The organism is Sphingobacteriaceae bacterium (assembly GCA_002319075.1).
GTDB lineage: Bacteria > Bacteroidota > Bacteroidia > B-17B0 > Aurantibacillaceae > Aurantibacillus.
Genome location: NVQB01000001.1, coordinates 4442515 through 4466447 on the forward strand (window position 1 = coordinate 4442515; position 23933 = coordinate 4466447).

The 23933-nt window shown below is 38.5% G+C and carries 17 protein-coding genes; 9 read left to right on the forward strand and 8 right to left on the reverse strand.

Annotated elements, in window-relative coordinates:
* Positions 1-66: 66 nt before the first annotated feature.
* Both CNR22_19260 and CNR22_19265 read left to right on the forward strand, forming a co-directional pair.
* Positions 67-759, forward strand: coding sequence for a hypothetical protein (locus tag CNR22_19260; GenBank protein PBQ34952.1), 693 nt, complete (start codon positions 67-69; stop codon positions 757-759).
* A gap of 88 nt (positions 760-847) precedes the next feature.
* Positions 848-1306: a hypothetical protein gene (locus CNR22_19265; GenBank protein ID PBQ33829.1), complete on the forward strand. Its 459-nt coding sequence runs from the start codon at positions 848-850 to the stop codon at positions 1304-1306.
* A 66-nt stretch (positions 1307-1372) separates the two neighbouring features.
* On the opposite strand, the gene CNR22_19270 is transcribed toward CNR22_19265, so the two are convergent.
* The 5 genes from CNR22_19270 to CNR22_19290 all read right to left on the reverse strand — a co-directional run bounded on the left by CNR22_19270 (position 1373) and on the right by CNR22_19290 (position 11828).
* The gene (locus CNR22_19270; GenBank protein ID PBQ33830.1) at positions 1373-2239 is read right to left on the reverse strand and encodes a hypothetical protein; all 867 of its coding nucleotides are present in this window, start codon (positions 2237-2239) and stop codon (positions 1373-1375) included.
* Complete coding sequence (locus CNR22_19275; protein ID PBQ33831.1) at positions 2240-4687, reverse strand: TonB-dependent receptor; 2448 nt, start codon at positions 4685-4687, stop codon at positions 2240-2242.
* Between the two features lie 138 nt (positions 4688-4825).
* A complete protein-coding gene (locus tag CNR22_19280; protein PBQ33832.1) occupies positions 4826-5971 on the reverse strand; it encodes a hypothetical protein in 1146 nt (381 codons plus the stop codon).
* On the reverse strand, positions 5972-7420 hold the full coding sequence (locus CNR22_19285) for a membrane-bound O-acyltransferase family protein (GenBank protein PBQ33833.1): 1449 nt from the start codon (positions 7418-7420) through the stop codon (positions 5972-5974). It lies immediately after the preceding gene.
* Between the two features lie 322 nt (positions 7421-7742).
* A complete protein-coding gene (locus CNR22_19290; GenBank protein PBQ33834.1) occupies positions 7743-11828 on the reverse strand; it encodes a hypothetical protein in 4086 nt (1361 codons plus the stop codon).
* Between the two features lie 230 nt (positions 11829-12058).
* Between CNR22_19290 and CNR22_19295 the strand changes: the two genes are divergently transcribed.
* The gene (locus CNR22_19295; GenBank protein ID PBQ33835.1) at positions 12059-14953 is read left to right on the forward strand and encodes an excinuclease ABC subunit A; all 2895 of its coding nucleotides are present in this window, start codon (positions 12059-12061) and stop codon (positions 14951-14953) included.
* Positions 14954-15047: 94 nt separating this feature from the next.
* Here CNR22_19295 and CNR22_19300 read toward each other — a convergent pair whose 3' ends face one another.
* The 3 genes from CNR22_19300 to CNR22_19310 all read right to left on the reverse strand — a co-directional run bounded on the left by CNR22_19300 (position 15048) and on the right by CNR22_19310 (position 17057).
* A complete protein-coding gene (locus tag CNR22_19300; protein PBQ33836.1) occupies positions 15048-15683 on the reverse strand; it encodes a methyltransferase in 636 nt (211 codons plus the stop codon).
* Between the two features lies 1 nt (position 15684).
* Positions 15685-16254 (reverse strand): hypothetical protein, encoded by a 570-nt coding sequence (locus CNR22_19305; GenBank protein ID PBQ33837.1) that lies wholly within the window; start codon positions 16252-16254, stop codon positions 15685-15687.
* An 83-nt stretch (positions 16255-16337) separates the two neighbouring features.
* Positions 16338-17057, reverse strand: coding sequence for a hypothetical protein (locus CNR22_19310; protein PBQ33838.1), 720 nt, complete (start codon positions 17055-17057; stop codon positions 16338-16340).
* Positions 17058-17242: 185 nt separating this feature from the next.
* On the opposite strand from CNR22_19310, the gene CNR22_19315 reads away from it, so the two are divergent.
* The 6 genes from CNR22_19315 to CNR22_19340 are packed head-to-tail and all read left to right on the forward strand — an operon-like array spanning position 17243 to position 23929.
* Positions 17243-18679 (forward strand): hypothetical protein, encoded by a 1437-nt coding sequence (locus tag CNR22_19315; GenBank protein ID PBQ33839.1) that lies wholly within the window; start codon positions 17243-17245, stop codon positions 18677-18679.
* Between the two features lie 31 nt (positions 18680-18710).
* Complete coding sequence (locus tag CNR22_19320; GenBank protein ID PBQ33840.1) at positions 18711-19913, forward strand: hypothetical protein; 1203 nt, start codon at positions 18711-18713, stop codon at positions 19911-19913.
* A 2-nt stretch (positions 19914-19915) separates the two neighbouring features.
* Positions 19916-21427 carry a hypothetical protein gene (locus tag CNR22_19325; GenBank protein ID PBQ33841.1) on the forward strand — a complete coding sequence of 504 codons (1512 nt, stop codon included), beginning with the start codon at positions 19916-19918 and terminating at the stop codon, positions 21425-21427.
* Positions 21427-22224 carry a hypothetical protein gene (locus tag CNR22_19330; GenBank protein ID PBQ33842.1) on the forward strand — a complete coding sequence of 266 codons (798 nt, stop codon included), beginning with the start codon at positions 21427-21429 and terminating at the stop codon, positions 22222-22224. Before CNR22_19325 ends, CNR22_19330 begins: the two co-directional genes overlap by 1 nt.
* On the forward strand, positions 22221-23153 hold the full coding sequence (locus tag CNR22_19335; protein PBQ33843.1) for a hypothetical protein: 933 nt from the start codon (positions 22221-22223) through the stop codon (positions 23151-23153). The genes CNR22_19330 and CNR22_19335 overlap by 4 nt, the downstream gene beginning before the upstream one ends.
* The gene (locus CNR22_19340; GenBank protein PBQ33844.1) at positions 23150-23929 is read left to right on the forward strand and encodes a hypothetical protein; all 780 of its coding nucleotides are present in this window, start codon (positions 23150-23152) and stop codon (positions 23927-23929) included. Before CNR22_19335 ends, CNR22_19340 begins: the two co-directional genes overlap by 4 nt.
* Positions 23930-23933 lie beyond the last annotated feature (4 nt).

Here is a 23933-nt window from a genome sequence, read left to right on the forward strand (position 1 = left end):
TGTATGTAAGACGAAATGCTTAACAGAATGTTACACGGGTGGCATCAGTTTTTCTTGAAAGGGATTATGGATTATGCTTTCGAATGGGACAGGATACTGTTTAACGGTTTACCAGGCCATTTTTTATTTGAAGTGGTGTTACGTTCTTCTGTAATGTTTATCACTTTACTCATTGTATTAACTTTAACGGGCAAGCGGGGCGTAAAACAATTATCTGTTTTTGAAACAGTAATCATTATAGCACTCGGCTCGGCTGCTGGAGACCCGATGTTTTACGAAGATGTAGGCATTGTTCCTGCCGTTACGGTTTTTGTAATTGTGCTTTTACTTTATCGGGCGGTAACCTGGCTCACGGGTAAGAGTCCGTGGTTTGAAAGACTCGTGGAAGGAAAAACGGAATGCTTAATTATAGATGGCAAATTTTCTTTTTCGAAATTTGATCGCGAGAGTTTAGCGCAGGATGAATTTTTTACGGAATTGCGTTTAAAAAGTGTGGAACATTTGGGACAAGTGAGACGGGCATATATTGAAACAACGGGCGATGTAAGTATCTTTTTTTACGAAGATGAAGATGTAAAAGATGGTTTACCAATTGTAACAGAACTCTTTTGTGAAAAGACTAAGGTTATAGCTGATTCGGGCTTATATGCCTGTTCAAAATGTGCGGATGTTCAGAAACTTTCAGTGGGGGAGAAAAGGTGCGAGGTCTGCGAGAATACTGAATGGGTAAAGACCATAAAGACACGACGCATTACCTAATGTTCGTCTTTAAAAGATTAACCTGCATAGCGTAATGTGGATTTAGTTATGTGATAATTCATTTCTAACCTTTTATATTACTTACCAAATGGTAAAGCATAATTCTTCTTCTAAAAAAGCGGCTAGTCAGCTTAAAAAATTAAATTTTTTGATCGGTGTATGGCATACGAGTGGCCGGATTTTAAATGCTCCGTCGGCCTCTGCTAACACTATTAGAGGAATGGATAGTTATGAATGGGTGTCATCAGGGGCGTTTATACTGCACCGTGTAGATGTTTTTATGGGCGAAGAAAGAACAGAAGCTGTTGAAATAATTGGTTATGATGAAAATCGTAAATCCTATTTTATGAAATCTTTTGACAGCCAGGGTGCCTCCCTTTTAATGTACGCCACTTCAGAAAAACCGGGAGTTTTAGTGTTTGGAGATAAAAAGATGAGGGCCACCTTAAAAGCAGGCAAAGCCAGCCAAAGTATGAAGGCAATATGGGAGATTTCTGAAAATGGAAAAACCTGGCAGCCATGGATGACCCTTCAATTGGATAAATAGAGGGGCTTAGCATTCTCTATAGAGGAACTTTCGAAAATGTTCAGGAAGTGTTTTTAACTGGAAATATTATTTTTTCTCTTTAGGAATAATAATCGTATCAAAGACAGGTGAATAGGCTACAAAGGAACCAAAACACTTTTCGTAATTGTCGAACATGCTTTTTACGTTTGCGGGAGCGCTGAATGGATTGCCGTTGCTTAATTTATTTTGATAATAAGTAAACCAGAAATCATATTCCTTTCTTCCTATTTTACAAAATTTTACAACTATGGTATCTTCGGCTTTAAAATAGCCACGCTCAGGATCATTTTCACTTTGGGTGAAAGAATTCGGTTGTCGCCCACGATCGTAACTAAAATCAAAAGTTCTTCCATCCACAAATTTATCGTCAAAAGCTGAATTAAAAGGAGCTGCGTAAAATTGATCGCGTCCTAAACGCTTTGCAAACCAACGGTAACAGTCTCCGCTACCTGCCGGTTCTGATAACTTCTGACCAATAAAACCGAGTGTATCGCCTCTGACTTCTACAAAGTACAAACTGTCCAGCTTAACAGGCTTAAGAATGGTGCTGCTTGTTGTGTACGTTTCTCCATTTACCTGCACGGTTATTCTATAGGTTTTACCTATTTGTCCTTTCAGGTTGAATCCTGCGTACACATAACCATAAGAAGGATCAAGCTCGGTTAAAGTTTCTTTAGTGGTTCCATCGCTTATAGTAACTACCGCTCCTTTAATAAACGCTTTTTCTGGAGTGGTATAATCAAAATCTCCGAAGTAGGGAACAGAATAAGACAGATACACCAACGCAGTGCCTCCTGCTTCAATAGCAGCTTCTATCACCACCTTTTCCTGGTAATCCGGCAAGGTGAGTTTCACATCTTTCCTGCAGGAAGACAAGAGAAAAAAAATAATTATGCTTACTGTTTTTTTCATTTAAAATTTAAAGTTCCAGGTGACGCTTGGCAATACAGGGAAGAGTGACACTTGTTTTGCTCCCACTTTAAGTGTGCCATTGCTAAAATCGCCATCACGGGTGAGGTAAATAAAATATGGATTATAACGGTTGTAAACATTAAATACACTAATTGTAAAACTATTACTGAAATTTCTGTTCCACCTTTTAGTCAGCTGTATGTTAGATGTATCTCTGCCTTGTTGCAGGTACATCTCCACAAGAAGACGTTTGCGTTTTTCGAGTTTCTTTGTTCTGTCGGGTGTAAAGGTTGCATTAAGATCCATACGGTGGTAGGGCACAAACTGGTACGAATTTCTTAAACCATAATCGTTACTCAAACTACCCTCGTAAAGAAAAAATCCGTTGGGGAGTGTTCCTCTGTTACCCGATCCGTAAACCCAAACCATTCCAAAATTCCATTTTTTATTGGCTTCATAAGTTAGTACCAATGAGGCATCATGTCTACGGTCGTATTTAGCTAAAAATTTTAATCCGTAGTTAATTTCGTTGAATTGTCGCCAGGTCCATGAAAGGGTATAGCCTATCCAGCCTGTAAATTTACCCCTGCTTTTTTTGAGAAAAAATTCAGCGCCGTACGCCCAGCCTTTACCAAAAGTGAAAGCATTATCAGGATTGTCGTAAATGTTATCGGTTGGTTGAGAGCCTTCTTTATATTCAATCTGGTTGCTCATCGTTTTATAATAAACTTCTACGCTGCTTTCATAGGTATTGTCTTTCGAATTTTTAAAAATCCCCAAAGCATACTGATTCGATTCTTGTGGTTTGATGACTTCTGTAGATGGCATCCAAACGTCGGTTGGAAGGCTAATAGAGGAAACAGAAGCAAGGTGTATGTATTGGAAGTTACGCGAATAGGAACCTTTTAAAGAGAGTGTTTTGCTGAGCGAGTACCGGATTGAAAAACGCGGTTCAAGACCGTTGTAATTGGCTACGACCTGATTGGTACGGTAAGTAACAGTGTCGTAGATCACGCCAAAATCATCTTTTTTATAGCGGGTAAACGGACCAATCTGGGTAAAGTTCGAAAATCTTAGTCCCACATTCAATCGGATTCTTTGGCTTACATCCCAATCGTCGCTCACATAAATAGCAGCATCGTGAGAATACAATTTAATTTTTTTTCCAAGATCAAATTCCGTTGAACCTTGTCTTGCGCTCACACTTGTTGGCACAAAGGTGTGAAAGATATAATTTACCCCGGTTTTAATGCTATGCCTGGAATTTGGAAAATAACTGAGATCATATTTTAAGATATAATCTGTTATTCCTGATTTTATGATAAGTTCAAAATCCTGTTGTTGCGCTCCGAAACTAAAATCGTAATTTGTAAAAATGGCGGAGGTATTGGCAACGAGTTTAGAATTAAATACATGATTCCATCTTAACGTGGCAGCGGCGTTTCCCCAGGGAATAGCAGCCTTAAAATCACCCTCCTCGTCGTTGTAAATAAATTTATCACGACCAAAATAGCCACTCAAATAGAGCCGGTTTTTATTATTTATCGTGTAGCTCAACTTCCCGTTGAGGTCGTAAAAGAAATAAGAAGTCCCTTTAAAATCCGACTTATTAATATAAGGTTTTGCAAGAACATCCAAATAAGTTCTCCGGGCGCTGACAATAAACGACGCTTTATTTTTAAGGATCGGGCCTTGAATGGTAAGACGGGATGCGATCAAACCAATTCCCCCATCTACATGAAACTCTTTATTGTTTCCATCTGCCATGCTAATATCGAGTACAGACGATAGGCGACCTCCATATTGAGCTGGCATGTTGCCTTTATACAAAGTAATATCGCTTATAGCATCGCTATTGAATACCGAAAAAAAGCCAAGTAAGTGCGACGCGTTGTAAATGTTGGCTCCGTCAAGTAAAATTAAATTCTGGTCGGGCCCTCCGCCACGGACATAGAATCCTGTGTTTCCGTCTCCCGCATTTTTTATTCCAGGTAAAAGTTGAATGGTTTTTAAAATATCTACTTCTCCCATAAATGCAGGGATTTTTTTAATTTCTGCCATATCCAGCTGCACAACGCCCATCTGAGTGCTTTTTACGTTTTGATCTGTATGTTTTGTATTTATTTCAACTTCTTCCAGGTCAGTCTCTGCACGCACGAAAGACATATTCAGGGTAATGTCGTGGTCAAGAGATAGTTGTTGAGTAATGGTTTTGTATCCGGTAAAAGAAAATACCAATGTATATAAGCCCTTGGGAGCATTTAAAGAGAAAAATCCGTTTAAGTCACTGTTTGTGGAGCTGTTTATTTCTTTAAGAAAGATAGTTGCTCCAACTAACGTGTCACCATTCGTAGCGTCTTTAATATTTCCACTCACAGAAAAGTTTTGTGAGGAAAGAGCGCCGCCGAATAGAATTAAGGAAAGGAATATGGGTGTAAAAATCTTCACGCAATTAAAGTTACCGAAATGTCGTTTTGCTTTTGTAACCGCAAGGGCTAAAAAATCATAATTACGTTATTTTTTGACATATGATAAAAAATAACATTTCATCTTCAAGATACGAGGATAAGTAACAAACGGATGACGTTAGTGTTTAATTCTGGGAGAACTCTTGAGAAAACTTCTAAGGATAGGTTCGTTAATCATAAGTAAAACGGCGTCAGGTTTTTCCTGGGCAACAATTTCTTCATGAATCTGGTATTGCCAGGAATCGAAAATCTTAACGGTTTTGCTGAAATTTTCAGAAAGAAAGGGGAAAATACTGCGTCCAAAAGAGTCGCTGATAATAAGCAGTTTTGGCTTTTTAGAAGGACTTATTTCCCGAACCTTTTCGTATTCCCAGGGATAAGCAAATCCGGGTGTGGACGGGTAATTTGCTTTGTCGGCATCATGGGCGAGCAGGTTTTTCTTTGGTTTAAGTGCTACATAGGATTCTGAAAAAACGCCTAGATTTCCTAACATTTTTTCAAGGTTTCCTGCAGGTTTTTCCGAATAATTTAGTGTGTAATCACTCAGGTTTAAAGGTTCAATTTCAGTAAAGTCGGTGTGCATGCGCTTTAAAACTTCGTTTGCTGTGTAAAATGCGCCCAGGTCATTCCAGTGATTGTCGAGTTTGTAAAAGAGGTTTTGAGTGCCTTTGTATTTTCTCAAAGAATCAAATACTTCAATAGGTTTAACAGAAGTGTTTTTATTCAAGTAAGAATTTAGTTGTTCTCCCCAAGAGTCTTTATGCATTCTGAAATATTCGTAACCAATATTCTCCGTGTGAATACTTGCTTTACATGGTACAACAAGAAAATAAAATTTGATGCCTCGTTGTTCAAAATAGTTTTTGCGGTAGGTAAGTTCGGCGTTAAAATCGCCGAGTTCTTTTTCTGAGAATCGGTTTTTGCCCATGTAAGAATCCATTTCCTCACCCATAATATAGAGCCAATTGTCTTTTCCAATAACTACCGAGGGCAGGGGTGATTTGCGATAAGTAAGTACGTTGTAAATATTAAAATATCTTATGTAGCGATTTCTTAAATCAAAATGATCGGTGTAAAAAGTGTCATAGCGTGCAGGAAAAGGATCGAGGTGTTCAATGTCAAATACGGGCTTCTTTGCCATTGCGCGATTTTCGAAACTTTGAATGTCGTGGAGCAAATGCAGGCGGCTATTTATCAGCGGGAAAGAGATCGCCGCCAGAAAAAGTATCACTAAGGCATATATGCGGAATTTATTTTCTTTCATTTAAAAGCGGTAATAAATAAAAGGATTATAAGTACCAGCAACCAGGTATAGCGTGCATAAGGCAATAATGCCTGCGTATAACAGAATAGAGAAAGTATGCAATCCAAAAATGAGTGACCTGGCAGCAGGGTTTGACGAAAAAGTAAGTTGTTCTATTTTTTTATGCGGCCATTCGAAAAATCCGAATGCTCCTGCTACCGCAATAGCCAGGGCAATTATGAGTTCACGGTTAATAGAACGCATAAAAATACTTAGCTGTTCAGAGCTTACATTAAAATCAAAAAGGGCTTTCCAGTAGTTTATTGCATAAGTTAATGTATCGGCTCTGAACAAAACCCAGGCAAACATTACAACGAGTAAGGTGTAGAGCGTAGAAAAAGGTTTCCATAGCTTGTCAAGAATTTTTTCGACACCGAGGCGTTCAATTACCATGAAAAATCCATGAAATAACCCCCATACGACGAAACTCCAGCTAGCACCATGCCAGAAACCCGTTAGTAAAAAAACCAGGAGTAGATTGAGATATGTCCGTGCATTACCTACGCGGTTACCGCCAAGGGGAAAGTAAACGTAATCTCTGAAAAAAGTGGATAACGAAATATGCCATCTTCGCCAGAACTCTTTTACTGAGCTTGCCATATAAGGGAAATTAAAATTCTCCTTAAAATCAAAACCAAACATGCGCCCCAATCCTATGGCCATATCGGAATACCCCGCGAAATCGCAATAAATCTGTAAGGTGTAACACACTATGCTCAGCCAGGCATTGGCAGCACCCAGAGTGGTTACATCGCTTGTAAACATTAGATCTGCAACTCTGGCAAAGGTATTTGCAAGTAAAACTTTTTTACCGAGACCAATCAGAAAACGTTCTACTCCTGAAGAAAATTTAATGAGGGTATGTGTGCGTTCTGTTAGCTGTTGCCATACGTCGCTGTAGCGAATTATAGGACCTGCAATTAATTGTGAGAACATACAAATGTAAAGCGCAAGATCGAAAATGTTTTTTTGCGCCAGTGTTTTTCCTTTATAAATGTCTACTAGATAGGAGAGCGAATGAAAAGTGTAAAAAGAAATTCCGATAGGAAGAATGATAGAACTTTGAGGCAGGGTAGGGGCCATCATGAAGTCAAGAAAATTATTGAGATTGTAAATGAAAAAGTTTCCATACTTGTAAAAAGCAAGTAAGCATATATTTACAGAAACGCCGGTAAATGTCCACCAATAGCCTTTTCGCGAGTCGCTATTTTTTTGGATTAATCTTCCGAAAAAATAATTTAGAATGATGGAAGCCAGGAGAATTGCGGTAAGACTGACGCCACCCCAGGCAAAAAATATCAAGCTGGTTAAAAGGAGCCAATAATTTTTTATTTTGTAGGGTGAAAGATAGTAGCCCAACAGCGTTATCGGCAGAAAGAGATATAAAAACTGGAGCGAACTGAACAACATAATCCTATGCGATAATACCAATTAAATTTCTTTTAGCGAAACGCCCTGAAAGCCATTTTTGAGAAATAATAAAATTAATGGGTGATATATGTAAGATCCTTCGGTAGGTTTTGTAGCTAATCCAGATTGATTTGATCTACACCTATCAGGATTTTTGTAAGAAGCTTACCGGATCTTACTTTACAAAAAGCACTATGAAATTCCTTTAACAGATTTGGTGCAAACCAGTTGGTCGCAATTTGCTGTGATTAGTTTTACGGATCGCTACTAAACAAAAAAGGTCCGGATTTTTCCGGACCTTTTTTTGCTGAAGTTATTTCTTTTAATTCTTAATAAGCGTCTTAGTGTAAATAACAGCATTGTTTTTAGTGATGCTGATGTAGTAAACTCCGTTATCAAAGCTTTCTAAAGAAAGTCTGTTAACTAATTCTGCTTTGCTATTCAGAAGCAGTTGACCAACTACGTTACGAATTGTAATTACAGCAGTTGAGGCATCTTCCAATTCAACAGTAAAATCACCATGAGTTGGATTCGGATACAATTTTACGGTAGTGTTTGCAACGATAGAGTTAAGACCAGTACAGTCACTCACTTTTACTACGAGTGAAAATGTTCCAACACAACCCTCGTTATTTGTTCCTGCAATAGAGTAAGATGTTTGAACTGTAGGACTTACTGAAATAGATGTACTAGTACTACCTGTATTCCAGATGTAAGAAGACGCTCCGCTTGCAGATAAATCGACCGTGGTACCTGTGCAAATAATCGTTTGGCCACTAATGGCAACAACAGGGTTAGCATTAACAGTAATAAAAACAGCGGCAGAAGAAGAACAACCTAAAGTAGTAGTTCCAATTACTGTGTAATTTGTGCTTGCCGTTGGATTAACTGTAATTGTAGCCGTATTTGCCACGTTTGTCCATGTGTAGGAATCGGCGCCGCTGGCATTTAATGTTACCGGCGAACCTTCACAAACCGTTGTACTTGAACTTGAGACCGTAATAGTAGGATTAGGGTAAACATCAAGGTTTACAGGAGTAGTAGTATTTACACATCCATTTGCATCCGAACCAGAAACTGAATAAAAAGTACTGGTGCCCGGGCTTACAGAAATAGGATTAATAGTGGCTCCATTGCTCCAGGTATAAGAAGTTGCACCGGAAGCAGTTAATGCTGTTGAAGAACCGAAGCATATTGCACTACTTCCGGATATAGAAAGAGTGGGGAGTGGTTGAGCAGTTACGTTTATAACGCCGGTAGATTGACAACCTGTAAGTGTTACGTATCCTATTACTGAATAACTAGTAAGTTGAAGAGGGGTAACAACGGTAGACGCAGTGAATGAGGAATTGTCCCACAAATATGAGTCGGCCCCAGAAGCCGTGAGTGTTGCAGAGTTTCCTACACAAACAGAAGAACTTCCATTAATAGTTATCGTCGGGTTTGCATTAACACTCACCGTTACTACAGCAGTATTAGAACATGTTCCTGATGCACCGGTTACACTATATGTTGTTGTAACTGTTGGAAAAACTGTGATGCTTGAACTTGAAGTGCCGTCGTTCCATGTATACGTAGTTGCTCCCAATCCATCCAGATCAACTGGGTAGCCAGAACAAATAACCGTTGGCCCCGCAATAGATACCGATAAAGATGAAGCAACTGACACGAATTGAGTGTAAGTTTTAGAACATCCTAAAGCACTTGTTCCAATTACAGAATACGTAGTACTTATGCTTGGCGTTACTACAATTAGGGAGTTTGTTGAAGATGTACTCCATGAATAGGAATTTGCGCCAAGTGCTATTAGCGTGGCGCTTTGTCCGGTGCATATACCGGTTGCTCCGTTAAGTGTTACAGATGGGGCTGAATTAACAGTAAGTGTTTTGGTAGAAGCGCCTGAACATCCGGCTGAGCTTAATCCGGTAAGTGTGTAAACAGTTGTAACGCTTGGCGAAACAACAATAGAGGTTGATGAACCAAGTCCGCCAGTCCATGAATAAGTTGACGCACCGCCAGCTACAAGACTGGTAGTAAGTCCTTCACAAATGGATGTTGTACCGGTAATAGTCACCAGAGGTAATGTATTAACGCTTACCGTTTTTATAACAGGCATACCTGCGCAACCTTCAGCGCTGATACCTACTACAGTGTAGCTTGTAGTTACTGTTGGATTTACACTAATTGAGGGACTAGGTGCTGATACTCCAAACACATAAGTAGATGCGCCAGTTGCAACCAAAGTTGCAGAACCGCCTGTGCAAATTGCTGAGGGGCCGGAAACTGTTACAGTTGGTAAAGCATTCACTGTAATGGACGCAACGGCCTGAATCGCACTAACGCAACCAAGGGAGTTGGTTCCTGAAACGGAATAACTGGTATTAGAAGCTGGTGTTACAGAAATGCTTGTGGCAGTAGAACCATTGTTCCAGGTATAAGTGCTTGCTCCCGTTACCGTGAATCCTGCAGAAGCACCGGCACAAATAGCTGTTGTTTCGCTGGTTATACTTAAAACCGGTAAAGCATGCACAGTAACAGTTGTAACAGCATTAGAAGCACTTGCACAGCCGTCGGCACTTGTTCCTGAAACTGAATAACTTGTATTTGCAGAGGGTGTTACGCTTATTACAGCAGTCGTTTCTGATGTATTCCATGTATAAGTAGAAGCCCCACTTGCGCTTAAATTAACAGAAGATCCTGCGCAAACTTCGTTGGTTCCTGTAATAGAAACGAGCGGCAACGTATGAACAGTTAGTTCTGTAGTTGCTTGTACTAAATTTACACAACCATCGCTGCTGGTTCCTGATAAAGAGTAAGTAGTCGTAAGGGTTGGAGTCACAGAAATGCTCCCCGCGTTTGTTCCTGTACTCCACGTGTAAGTGGCAGCACCGTTTGCCGTTAAGGTTGCTGATGTTCCTTCGCACAAAGCATTTGTACCGGTGATAGAAACTACTGGTAAAGTATGAACAGTTACGCTTATTAAATTATTAGTGCCCACGCAACCTTCGTTACTTGTTCCTGAAACCGTATAATTACTTGTACTTGCAGGTGTAACTGTATCAGAACCTGAACTGTATGTATAAGATGCGGCTCCCGATGGTACTAATACAAATGATGCGCCTTCACAAATAGTTCCGTTAGGTACAGAAATAACAGGTAAGGAATTTACGCTAACGGTAACCGGAGCGCTAATGCCAATACATCCTAAAGTAGAAGTTCCTGAAACAGTATAGGTTGTGTTTGCAGCTGGACTCACACTAATACTTGAGGTAGTTTCGTTGGTTGACCAGGTAAAGGTCGAACCTGCAGCAGTACTGTTGGCTGACAAAGTTAAGGCATTGCCGGTACAAACCGTTCCCGCACCTGTAATGGATAAAGTTGGATTTTCGATGGTTACGGCTCCGGAGATATTACTCTTTGCACTTGTTGTGCCGGTGCCGTTCGCAATACAATAATAGTATAAAGTTCCCGCCGAAAGAGTGGAAGGGGTATAAGAATCAGTGGTTAAAGAAGAAGTGTGGGTGGCAACAAGCGTTCCTCCTGAATTAACCGCACTTGTATTGCTGTACCACTGGTAGTTTGTAAGAGTGGTAGATAGAACCGCAGTGGTAACGGTCAATGGACTAATTGTTCCGTTAAGACAAGCACTGTTAGCCAGCGTTGACGGTTGACCGATAACTTTTATTCCATTGTCAACTAAAATCCATAGTTTACGTGTGGTGTATGTTCCGGCATTATAAGCGAATGTCCAGTCAGGGTCATTAACAGATCTTGTTCCAATTCCAAGGTCATCGTTTGAATTGGTGTTATTCATAAAACTATTCCAGGCAAACAAAGTTTTTCCAGCAGTATAATCGTGAACCTGGAATGAGCCAAAGCAATTAGTGTTTGCATTACGGGTATCGTTATAGTCGTAAGTCGCTCCACTTCCGCCAATACCTGCCAAAGAAGCTCCCTGATTATAGCAGTCAGGCCATATCTCTATATTACCATTAATGCCAGTTGTACTTGTAACACCGGAAGTAGGACTTCCAACAACATTCATTGCTGTTACCGTTTGCTGAAAGATGATACCAGAATTATTGTAAGGGATACCTAACTGAGCATTTGTAGTATTAAATTTGTTCATAGACACCCACACCCAATTGCCGTCTACCTGCATAAAGTAGGCCACACGGTTGTAGTTAAGTGTTAAGGTGGAGTTGTTGATGGCATAAATGGGTAATACAGTGCCGGTGTAATTTGCATCTACCGGAATATCAATCTGATACAACACTCCATAGAGTGCAGCTTCGGGAACATTCGTTAATGCTAAGGTTGGAGAGGGGGCCAGCTGCGAATACATTTTTGAAGTAAAAGAGAAAAGCAGAACGAGGGCCAAAGTAACTCGGGTCATAATTTTTGTCATGGGTAGAAGATTAGTGTCTATTTATTTTTTGCAAAGGACGACCTAAATCCTCTGAGAAAAAACTTCTTTATGTGATTTTTTATTATATTAAAGTTGCTTGTGTTACCAGTGTTAAACACCCTTTACCTTTTAGTTAATGATTGGTAAATATTCTTGTTAAATCCTCTCTTCCTCATTAACTTTAAAGGTTTGCTTTTGGATCTTTTTTTCAAAGCAACATACCACTATTTATGGCAGCAGAATTTATTGAGGACGAAAATATAGAAGTAATTGGTGCACGTTCGCACAACTTAAAAGATATCTCCATTACTATTCCACGTAATAAGCTAGTAGTTATTACGGGTTTAAGTGGAAGTGGAAAATCTTCACTGGCTTTTGATACAATTTATGCAGAAGGGCAAAGACGTTACATTGAAAGTTTCTCGTCTTATGCGAGGCATTTTCTGGGAAATATGGAGCGCCCCGATGTAGATAAAATTTCAGGATTAAGTCCGGTAATTTCTATCGAACAGAAAACGGTAAACAAGAATCCGCGCTCTACAGTGGGTACTATTACCGAAATTTATGACTTTATGCGCCTGTTATATGCACGTGCAGGGGAAGCTTATTCCTATAATACCGGCGAAAAAATGGTGCGTTACAGCGACGACCAGATCGTGGATCTTATTATTGAAGATTACAAAGCAAAAAAAATTAATTTACTTGCCCCTGTTGTAAAAGGCCGTAAAGGTCATTACCGTGAGCTTTTCGAAGATGTTCGCAAACGCGGATTTAATAAAGTTCGTATTGATGGAGAAATAAAAGACATTGTTCCAAAAATGCAGGTAGACCGTTACAAAATTCATGACATCGAAATTGTAATCGATCGCCTGGAAGTTACTCCTGACATTCGTTCACGCCTTTATCAGTCTCTTCAAACAGCTATGAAACATGGCAAGGGAACCATCATGGTGATTGAACATGTGGAAGAAGATCCTAAAGCAAAAAAAACTGCAAAAACAAAAACAGTAGGTTTCGGATTTGGAAAGGTTCGTTTTTTTAGCCGGTTTTTAATGTGCCCTACAACCGGCATCAGCTACGATGAAACGGCTCCGAACTTATTTTCTTTTAATTCCCCTTATGGTGCTTGTACCCAATGCAATGGCCTGGGAGAGATCTCCGAAATTGATATCAATAAGATCATAACGGATCCGAAACTTTCTATAGGTAAAGGTGCTATTGCGCCCATTGGTTCACAAAAAGCCTGGGGCGGCGGAAGTTGGATTTTTAAACAGGTAGAAGCTATCGGCAGCACTTATGGCTTTACACTGGAGACCCCTTTTGAAGATATCAGCGAAGAAGCAGTAAATGTGCTGCTATATGGCAGCGACGAAATGTTTGTGGTAACTACTGAAGCAGGAAGTTACAATACAAATTTTGAAGGTATCGCTACATTTATAACGCGTCAGTCTGAAGATGATCCTAGCCCTGCGATGTTAAAGTGGGCGCAGGGTTTTACAGATAAAAAAGAATGTCCCACCTGTCATGGCGCACGCTTAAAAAAAGAGGCTCTGTATTTTAAAATTGCTGACAAAAATATTTCGGAGGTTGCAGAGATGGATATTTCTGTTCTCCAGGTTTGGTTTAAGGACATCGAAAAAAAATTAAGCAAGAATCAAAACATCATCGCCATAGAAGTTTTAAAGGAGATTCGCGCGCGCATTCAGTTTTTAGTGGAGGTTGGTTTAGATTACGTCACTCTCAACAGATCATCCAAATCGCTTAGTGGAGGCGAAGCACAAAGGATTCGTTTAGCCACACAAATTGGTTCGCAATTGGTTGGTGTCTTATACATTCTCGATGAACCAAGTATCGGGCTTCATCAACGCGATAACGTGCGTTTGATTTCAGCTCTTAAAAATTTGCGCGATGTAGGAAATAGTGTTCTTGTTGTAGAACATGATAAAGACATGATGATGGAAAGTGATTATGTTATCGATATTGGCCCGGGCGCAGGAGTACACGGTGGTCGTATAGTGGCGGCATCAACACCTCAGGAGATGCTAAAGTTTGATACAATGACCGCGAACTATATGACGGGCAAGATGAACATTGAAGTTCCGAAAACGCGTCGTAAAGGCAATGGAAAAAAAATAAGTCTGAAAGGCTGCACGGGACATAATCTTAAAAATGTAAGCGTTGATTTTCCATTGGGGAAATTTATTTGTGTTACAGGCGTAAGTGGAAGCGGGAAGAGTAGTTTAATTAACGAAACACTCTATCCTTTGCTGGCAGAGCATTTTTATAACTCAGAGAAAAAGCCCTTAAAATATAAATCCATTACAGGTTTAGATAACGTAGATAAGGTTATTGATATTAATCAGTCTCCCATTGGCAGAACACCTCGAAGTAATCCTGCTACGTACACAAATGTTTTTTCCGACATTAGAAATTTATTTTCTGAAATTCCTGAAGCGAAAATTCGCGGCTATAAACCGGGAAGATTTTCATTTAATGTAAAAGGTGGACGCTGTGAAACCTGCGGTGGTGCTGGCGTTAAAACTATCGAAATGAATTTTTTGCCTGATGTTTACGTGAATTGTGATGTCTGCAATGGAAAGCGTTACAACAGAGAAACACTGGAAGTACGCTTTAAAGGAAAATCCATCAGCGATGTGTTAAACATGACCATTGATCAGGCCTGCGATTTTTTTGCAAATGTCCCGAATATTTTCAGGCAGATAAAAACTTTACAGGATGTTGGTTTGGGCTACATTACACTTGGACAGCAAGCTACAACACTCAGTGGCGGCGAAGCTCAGCGCGTAAAATTGTCTACAGAATTAAGCAAACGCGACACCGGAAACACCTTTTATATTTTAGATGAGCCTACAACAGGTCTTCATTTTGAAGATATTCGCATTCTTCTGGGAGTTTTAAATCGTCTCGTAGAAAATGGAAATACAGTTTTAGTAATCGAACACAATCTTGATATTATTAAAGTTGCCGATCACATTATCGATCTTGGTCCCGAAGGTGGAAAGGGTGGAGGAGAGATCTTATTTACCGGAACTCCGGAAGAACTGGCTAAGGATAAAAAAAGCTACACGGCTCCTTTTTTGAAAAAGGAACTACAACAAAAATAGTCACGGATAACACAAATTTCAGGGAGTTATTTTTCAGCCTGATCTGTTGTATCCGTAAAATACTTAGTTATCTTCCCGAAAGGGCAGATGCTATCTAATTTTTCCGCATCACCATTAAACCATCTCTTACCGGAAGCAAGAGATTAGACACTCTTGAGTCATTCTGGATTTTCGCATTAAAATCGTGAATGATCTGAGTATCTGCGTCTTTTTTTTCATCTAACACTTTGCCACTCCATAGAACGTTATCCGCGATGATCAGGCCGCCTGAATTCACTTTATCAATCACCAGATCGAAGTAAAGCCCGTAATTTTTTTTATCAGCGTCGATAAAAACCAGATCAAATTTGTGATGTAAACCTGGAATAACCTTGTCTGCCTTATCCTCGATCAATTCAATTTTTGTTTTGAGAGATGAGTTAGCAATAAATTGTTTGGCAAAATGATTGGTTTCCTCATTGGGATCAATGGTGATCAATTTCCCTCCTTCTCTTAACCCTTCGGCCAGGCACAGGGCTGAATAACCCGTATAAGTACCTATCTCGAGAATAAAAGCGGGCTGAATCATCTTTGCAAAGAAACTTAGCAAACGCCCCTGCAGATGTCCGCTCAGCATTCTCGGACTTCCAATCTTTAAATGAGTTTCGCGATTCAACTTGGTAAGCAGCTCACTTTCTTTATCCGAAAAATTTTCGCAGTACTCTAAAAGTTCGTCCTGAATAAATTCCATATTAACTGAGGCGCTTGGTGATTATCTTACTTACATTTCCAAAAACCTGGCCAGGTGAAAACTTACGCCAGTCAAAGTCATCCAGCTCTCCACCTGAAATGAAATAGTAGTCGAGCCCGGCTTGTTTAAATTCTTTAAGAACATGCTCTCTGAAATTTAGCATCACCACCCAACCATCTTCTCCATTATCGTCGAACCATTCTTCGTAATAACTATCGTCGCTTTGATGGAAATTAAGAACATTTTCTCCTACCAGGATATATTTGTTTATACCGTGATAATTTAATTCATCAATGATATCGCGCTTGAGCAGCATAATATCATTGGTAATAGCATCGTTCCATTCTCCTATTATTTCGATAACGGCGTATTTCTCCTCGTAATCAACAAACAAAATTTTTATGTAAAGTGTTTCACTTCCAATGTCATCCCATTGAGGATGGATGTAAAAATTATAGATGGTATTGGTAAATTCAAATTCGCTGTATTCCCTGCCATAAAAGGGAGATTCAGGGTCTTCGGCCGCAATGTAGAGATGTTGCCAGTTATAAAAAGGTTCAATAGTATGCACAGGTAAATTTAGTATTAATGCAGTTAAAAATAAAGAAACAGGAAGAACTTAATTAGAGAAAGAAGAACAGGAAACAGAAAATTTTAATTTTGATCTCTGCTGGAAGGCATTTTCTTGGTTACCTTGATTTTTAATGCTTCACGCACTGTTTCAAGTGCTGTTAGCAGAATAATACGAATATCCATTCCCGTGGTAGCATGTTCTACATAATACAGGTCCCATTGCAGACGTTTATAGATGGAACGAATATTTGGTGTGGGTCCGCGAAAACCATTGATTTGAGCTAGCCCGGTAATTCCTGGTTCAACAAGATAACGGTTATAATAACCTGGAAAAATCTCCGCAAAATATTCAGAATCCTTCAGCATGTGGGGACGAGGACCAACTATGGACATATCGCCGATAAGAACATTTATAAATTGAGGCAATTCATCCAGATTAGAAACCCTTAAAAACCTTCCCATTCTTGTAATGCGGGGATCGTTAATGGCTGCCTGCAGATCATTAGCTTTTTTGTTCACCTGCATGGTACGCAGTTTAAAACAATTAAAAGTTTTTCCTTTGTAGCCTGTACGTTTTTGTTTGAAAAAAATCGGCCCCCTTGAATCCAGCTTTATAAGAATTGCCAGAATAGGCATCAGCCAGCTTAGGATAAGAAGAACAATTAACATAGAAACAACAATATCCACAGCACGTTTTAAGAAGAGAAAACTTTTTCTTCTGTTTTCTACAGCTTCTGCCAGTTGTACATTATGCTCAAGGGTAAAAGCATCTTTATCAAATATTGCACTGTTTTGAGTCAATCGTTAAATAAATGTTGATTAATGGAAAACAAAATTACTCTAAAATCGCGAATCTCTTTTAACTTTGAGCGCATAAAACTGCTAAAAGACCTTAATTTTATAAGGATAAATTTAACTAAATACAGCTTGTAATCTTTGATTTTAAAAAAGATTAGTGAACACTAAGGTGTTAGTGAAAAGAAACTATGAATTCAACGCCCGGCAAGAAAAAACTGATCAGGGACATATCAGCTAACACCCTTCAAACAGTGATTACACAAGTGTTTGGGTTAATGATTTTTTACTTCACTTCAAAGTATCTTATAAAAGACGATTTTGGTGATTTTAATTGGTGTATGGCGGTTTGTTCTACTTTGATCGCCATCTCATCATTAGGTCTTGATCTTGTTTTTGTAAAACGTATCGCTCATGGTAAAGATGTTCTTGTAATGAGTGGTATTCATTTTTTTCATACGCTTCTCGTAGCTCTTATTCTCGGGGTTGGCATCTTTTTTGTTCAGCAATTTGTTCCTTCTTTCACCAATCGTTATCCATTTTTCTTCTATGTTTTTTTAAATCTGGCTATCGCTAACGTGGCCAATTCTTTTAAACTTTGCTTAAACGGGTTAGAGGCCTATAAACACCTTGCTTTAATATCTTTGTGTGTGAACTTAATCAAGTTCACACTTATTCTTTTGCTCTACCTTTTAGGGTACTTCACCATTTTGAACGTTGTTTTTGCTTACACCGTTACATCTCTTATAGAATTTGTATTGGGATATCTTTTAATCAATAAGAATTTGTCAGCTCCAGTAAAACCTCTGTTAAGGATTACCGACTATAAATACTTTATTCTTGAATCATTACCTCAATTAGGCGTGGTTTTATTTGATTCAGCTCTGGCGCGAATCGATTGGATTTTATTAGGTTTAATAAGCACGCTTGCTGCTACGGCCGAATATAGCTTTGCGTATAAAGTCTTTGAAATATCAAAATTGCCATTGCTGATTATTGCACCAGTTCTACTAACCCGGTTTTCCAAACTCTTTAAAAATGAAGAAGAAATAACTTTAAAACAAAAAGAGGAAATCAATTTTTTCTTCAAACTGGAAATGTTTGCGATTATGATCATCCCTGTATTCTTAATTTCTTCGTGGACACCACTTGTAGATTATTTCACAAATAATAAATACGGGGCTGTCAACGAAACTAATTTCCGCATTCTTGCTGCCTGTATTCCCCTGCACGCCGTAATAAATTTTCTTTGGACACTTGGCTTTGTGCAGGGACAATTAAAGCCTATTCTCATCATTACCATCATAGTTTCAGTATTAAATATTGTTGCAAATGCTATTTTGATCCCGTTATATTCTGCAACGGGTTCTTCCCTTGCATTTTTAATTTGCACGCTTATTCAGCTTGCTCTTTATCTTAAATATATCGACCAAAGTAAAATCAAGATTAGTGCTGGTCCGGCAGTTTTATCGTTTTTTACTGCACTCGGAGCAATTGTACTAAGCGTTAATTTAATTAATAGTGTTATTTTTGCTACGCTTGCCGCTTTGTCAGTGTATGTAGGCCTGACATTTGTAACAAGACAAATAAGCCTCCGTCAAATAAAAAAAATATTGTTAGAAAAGTAATGTTTTATTACCAAATAAGATTGTACCCCCAATGAATATCCTCTTTATTTGCGACGAGTATCCCCCTGGAAAAAACGGCGGTATAGGAACGGTGGTTCAGGTGTTGGGCAGAGAGCTTGTGCGTCAGGGACACCGTGTTTTTGTGGTGGGTTTGTACGCTTATAGCTATGGGCAAAAAAACTATGAAGAAGATCAAGGTGTTCAAGTATGGCGCATGCGCTACGGTTTGAATTTAAAACTCGGTGCTGATAACATTATTCATAAAATAGTTAATAAAATACCAGGGCCAATAAAGCAGTATTTAAACGGACGGCAAGCTTTTAACAGGTATGTTGCTTTTATCGAGAAAATAATTTCAGATGAAAAAATTGACATTGTAGAAATTCCTGACTGGAACACGTTTGCAATGCGTATCGGTTTTTTAGTAAAATGGCCTAAATTTAAAGTGCCTCTCCTTCTTAAATCTCATGGGTCTTACACCTATTTTGCTCATGAAATGAAGGAGCCGCTTAAAAGAAAACTAAATGCTATTGATAGTGCTTTGTATGAAAGAGCTGATGCTTTATCTGCAGTGAGTTTATACACAGCCAGTATAAACAGAAAATTGTTCGGTGTTACCCGCGAAATTAAAGTACTCTACAACGCCATTGAAAATCCGGGCATAGATTTTAAAAAGGATAAAGAAAAGGAAACCGTTATTTTTACGGGAAGCCTTATCGCAAAAAAAGGCATATTTCAACTTATAAAAGCATGGAGGCTTGTGCATAAGAAACACCCTTCTGCACAACTTATCGTATTTGGTAAAGGCGATACGGATCTATTGAAAAAAGAACTTCCGGTGGAAACTCTTTCCAGCGTTAGTTTTAGAGGACATGTGAGCCGATCTGAACTTTTTAAAACCCTGTCTACTGCTACTATGGCGGTTTTTCCTTCGTATTCTGAATGCTTTGCCCTTGCTCCCATGGAAGCAATGGCGGTGGGTTGTCCTGTTATTTATACAAAAAGGTCTTCTGGTAAAGAGCTTATCACTGATCAAATCAATGGCGTACTCATTGATCCGGATAATGTTACGGAAATTGCAGAAAAGATATCAGAGCTTTTTAAAGATGCAGCACGTCAAAAAACCTATGCTGAAAATGGGATAGAGACGATAAATAGCAAATTCAATCTTTCAGAGATCGCTCGTGAACATATTAAACATTATAGTCAAGTTATTATTAATTTCAATTCATAATTATGTTACAACAACTCATTTCAAATATTAAAAGCAAATTGAATCTTTTTGATTACACGCTATTGATATTTATCATTATGATGTCTCAGGATCGCATCCCTGTTAAATTGGCGGCCATCATTTTTATTTTTATACTACGTTTTAATTTAAAATTCGGGCTTAAAGACAAGAGACTTCCTTTGTTTTATTTGTTTATCATAGCTGGGGAAGTTGTAAAGTACTTTTTAATGGGCAATCTCTACCTGGGTAACTGGGCCACTGTGTTAGTGAGTTCGTTGTATTGGGGAATGAGTTTTTTAGCATTGCATCAGGTTAAACTAAGTATTGAAAAGAATGGGTACGAAAAATCTGAAAATACTTTGAAGGCTTTCACACTCTTAAATTTTGCAGTATGTATTGGGCAGTTTATTCATGTAATGATTCTAACACATTCTCTGAATCCCTATTCGGTGCATGTATTAGCGCCTGATATTCGTTTTCCGGATGTCATGTTTCCGTATGGTCAGTCTTCAGGCGACCAGATTCGCGGTATTTTTTACGATAATCACATTAATGCCATAGCTTCACAACTTTGTTTTATCTTCTTTATTTATAACAGAAAATACCTTTTCGCCTTCTTGACTTTTGTCATTATTGCAGTAATTTGTTTTAACTTGGTTACTCTTACAACATTGCTTGCTCTTGCGGTTCTGTTTTTTGTACTGAAAGAAAAAAAGGCAAAATTATTTATTTCTTCTCTGGTGCTTCTTACGGCACTTTTTTACGCGTTCGTAACACCAGAAAATGCTGGTTATCTGAGGGAGCGGATTCTGAAGTCGGCTTCTTCGGCAATGAGCAACGAATATCCTCTCATCGCCGAGAGCAAACCAGTAGAAAACAAGCCTGTAACAGTGGATACGAATGTTAAGAGTAGAGACACGCAAACAGAAAACACTCCCCGGCAGGTTATACCAAGCGCACCAGTGGTAGCAGTCGATGAAACTTTGCTGAATATAGATTCCTCTTATAATTTTGATAAAGTTTCGGGAAAGAGAATAAGTTACACGCAAACTCTTAAATTTTTAAAAACAAAATATGCTTACACAGCCTTAGGTTCAGGAGCGGGAATGTTTTCTTCTAAACTCGCCAATAATTTTTCAGGAGTATTTTACGGTCCAACGCTTCTTAACAAAAATTTACCAGTTCCTTCTTATAAGGTATTTAACGCCTATCATGGTTCGTTGTACCGGTATATCAAAGGCCTGGAGATTGGTAAACACTCCATAAATAATTTCCCCAACGGGGTTTACGATCAGTTGCTGTCTGAGTATGGTCTTGTAGGTTTAATTTTGTTTTTTTGTTTTTACATAGGCTTTTTTGTGAAGCGCTTTCGTCAGCTCACTTTTGGTTTAGTGTTAATTCCTTTGCTGTTAATAGGATTTAATTATGGCTATTTTTTCGAGTCACTCGATATTACTATTTTCTTTGAATTTTTAATGTTTCTGGATTTAAGTAAAAAAAGTAAGTTGTCTTAATGCTCGTATCTATTGTTATTCCGTGTTATAATTACGCACTGTTTTTAAACGATGCTGTTCAAAGTGTAGTGGATCAAACCTACACAAAATGGGAGTGTCTTATAATAGATGATGGCTCAAAAGACAACACAGCCGAAGTGGCAAAACAGCTTGCTGAAAAACATACAGGTGTTTATTATCATTACAAAGATAATGGCGGACTTTCCTCTGCCCGCAATTATGGTATCGAACGCGCTAAAGGTAGTTTTATCTGTTTTCTCGATGCAGATGATTTACTCGACAAAAATAAGCTTCTTAAACAAGTCGATTGTTTTACGCAAAATCCTAATGCGGATATTGTTTACGGTAAGGCAATGTTTTTTGAGACCTCCGACCCTTCAAAAATTTATGGAAATAAATTGAAATCAAAAGAGTCTTCCCTGCCCACTTTTAGTGGTAAAGGAACTAAATTGATAGCTTTATTAACTGAACAAAATTTAACTGTGGTAAGTTCGCCCCTGTTGCGTATACAGGTTTTCGCAAAAACAGGAAATTTTGATCCTGCTTATAAGTCCTACGAAGACTGGCATTTCTGGATAAGATGTGCCCTTGCGGGAATCGAATTTAAGTATTGCGGGCAGCCGGCAGTTTCTACATACATTAGATTTGGTCACGAAAGTATGATGTCCGACAAACGTAAGCTAATTCTTGCAGGAGTTCAGCTTCGAAAATTTATGGCAAAAAATTTGCCTCTGCGTTTTAAAGTATATAATTTTTATAGGCTTACCAGATCAAGACTTAAATTATTTATTTCATGAAGTATACAGCTATTTTGGTTATAAACTGGAATGGTGGCGCCGATACTATCCGCTGCCTTGAATCATTACTCCCCACTTTAACGCCAACAGAGTTTTTATTTTTAATCGACAATGGTTCAACGGATACTTCGGTTACAGACATCAAATCTTTCTTTACTGCGAAAGGGCTCACGTTGAGGTCTACGCACCGGGAAAACTTCGTTCAGAATTTTGATCTCCAGCAAAAATGGTATTTGGTAACAAATTCAGAAAACCTGGGCTTCGGTGCCGGAAATAATGTTGTTCTTAAATATCTGAAAGATCTGGATAAAAATTTTGAGTTCGCCTGGCTCTTAAATAATGATGCTGTGCCTGAGCAGAAGGCTCTGGCGCTTTTAAAGCAAAAGCTTTCACAAGACCCAACAATTGGAGCAGCAGGCTCTCTCTTGCTAAACTATCCAGACAATGGATTGATTCAGTGCACAGGAGTTAAACATTATAAGTTTTTCGGAGTTTCAAAACTTATAAATAAAAATAAGCCTTATAAAGAGCTGGACAGAAAACACGAGATAAACTTTGATTATTTAAATGGAGCCAGCTTGCTGCTTAATCTTGGCGCACTTGAAAAAACCGGCTATTTTGACGAAAGGTTTTTTCTGTATTCAGAGGAGCTGGATCTTGAATTACGGTTGCAGCAAAACAATTACCGGCTCGTGCTGGACCTCGACAGTACAGTGTACCACAAGCTGGGCGGGGGCACAAACAGAAAAAAATACCTTTTTTACTACTATTATAATACTTCAGCGGTGCTGTTAAGCAGAAAGCATTATGGCGTGTTTTATACCACCTGTGCAATTGTTAACTTACTTGCCATCACCTGTATTCGAACATTTCCATCTTTTAAAAGTTTTAAATGGGGAATAAAAGGTATTTTAACCGGACTTAAGTGAAATTTACTACAAACATATTTGGATATAATTTTATTTGCGACACTAGCTACGAAGCTTTGTCAGATGAAATTATTGCTGAAATAAGTTCAGGTACTTTAGGCATTAGCAATTTTATTACGCCAAATGCTCACGGCATTAATATGTACGCCAAATATCCTGAACTGAACGAATTTTGTAAACACTCAAAATATGTTTTACCAGATGGACAACCCCTTGTATGGTTGAGTAAATTTACAAAGCATCCCATAAAAAAGCGTTTAACAGGCAGTGATTTCTTTCCCGTTATTTTTAATAAAGTAAAAACGAGAGACTTTAGATGTCTTTTTATTTTGAGTAAAGAGTCTCTGAAAGAAAAATTTTTATCAGAAAAACCTGATGCTTCTTTTATAATACCGGAGTTTTTTGAAATGAATGAACCTGCTAAATTGAATGCAGTAGGGGATCTTATGGTTTCAGAAATTGTAAGCCGAAATTTAAATTACGTTTTTATTGGAATATCAGAACCTAAACAAGGAGCTCTTGCTAAAAATGTTACTGAAAAACTTCAGGCGCTGAATTATAAAAGTTCGTGTTTGTTCTTTTTTCTCGGGGCTTCTTATGAATTTTATTTTGGAATTAAAAAAAGAGCTCCGGCTATTTTTCAAAAAACCGGAATGGAATGGTTTTACCGCTTATTGAGCGAACCCAAAAGAATGTATAAACGTTACATTTTTGGGAATTTTATATTTATACTGAAAGCTATAAAATGGCTGCTAACAAAAAAATCTGAATTATAAATTG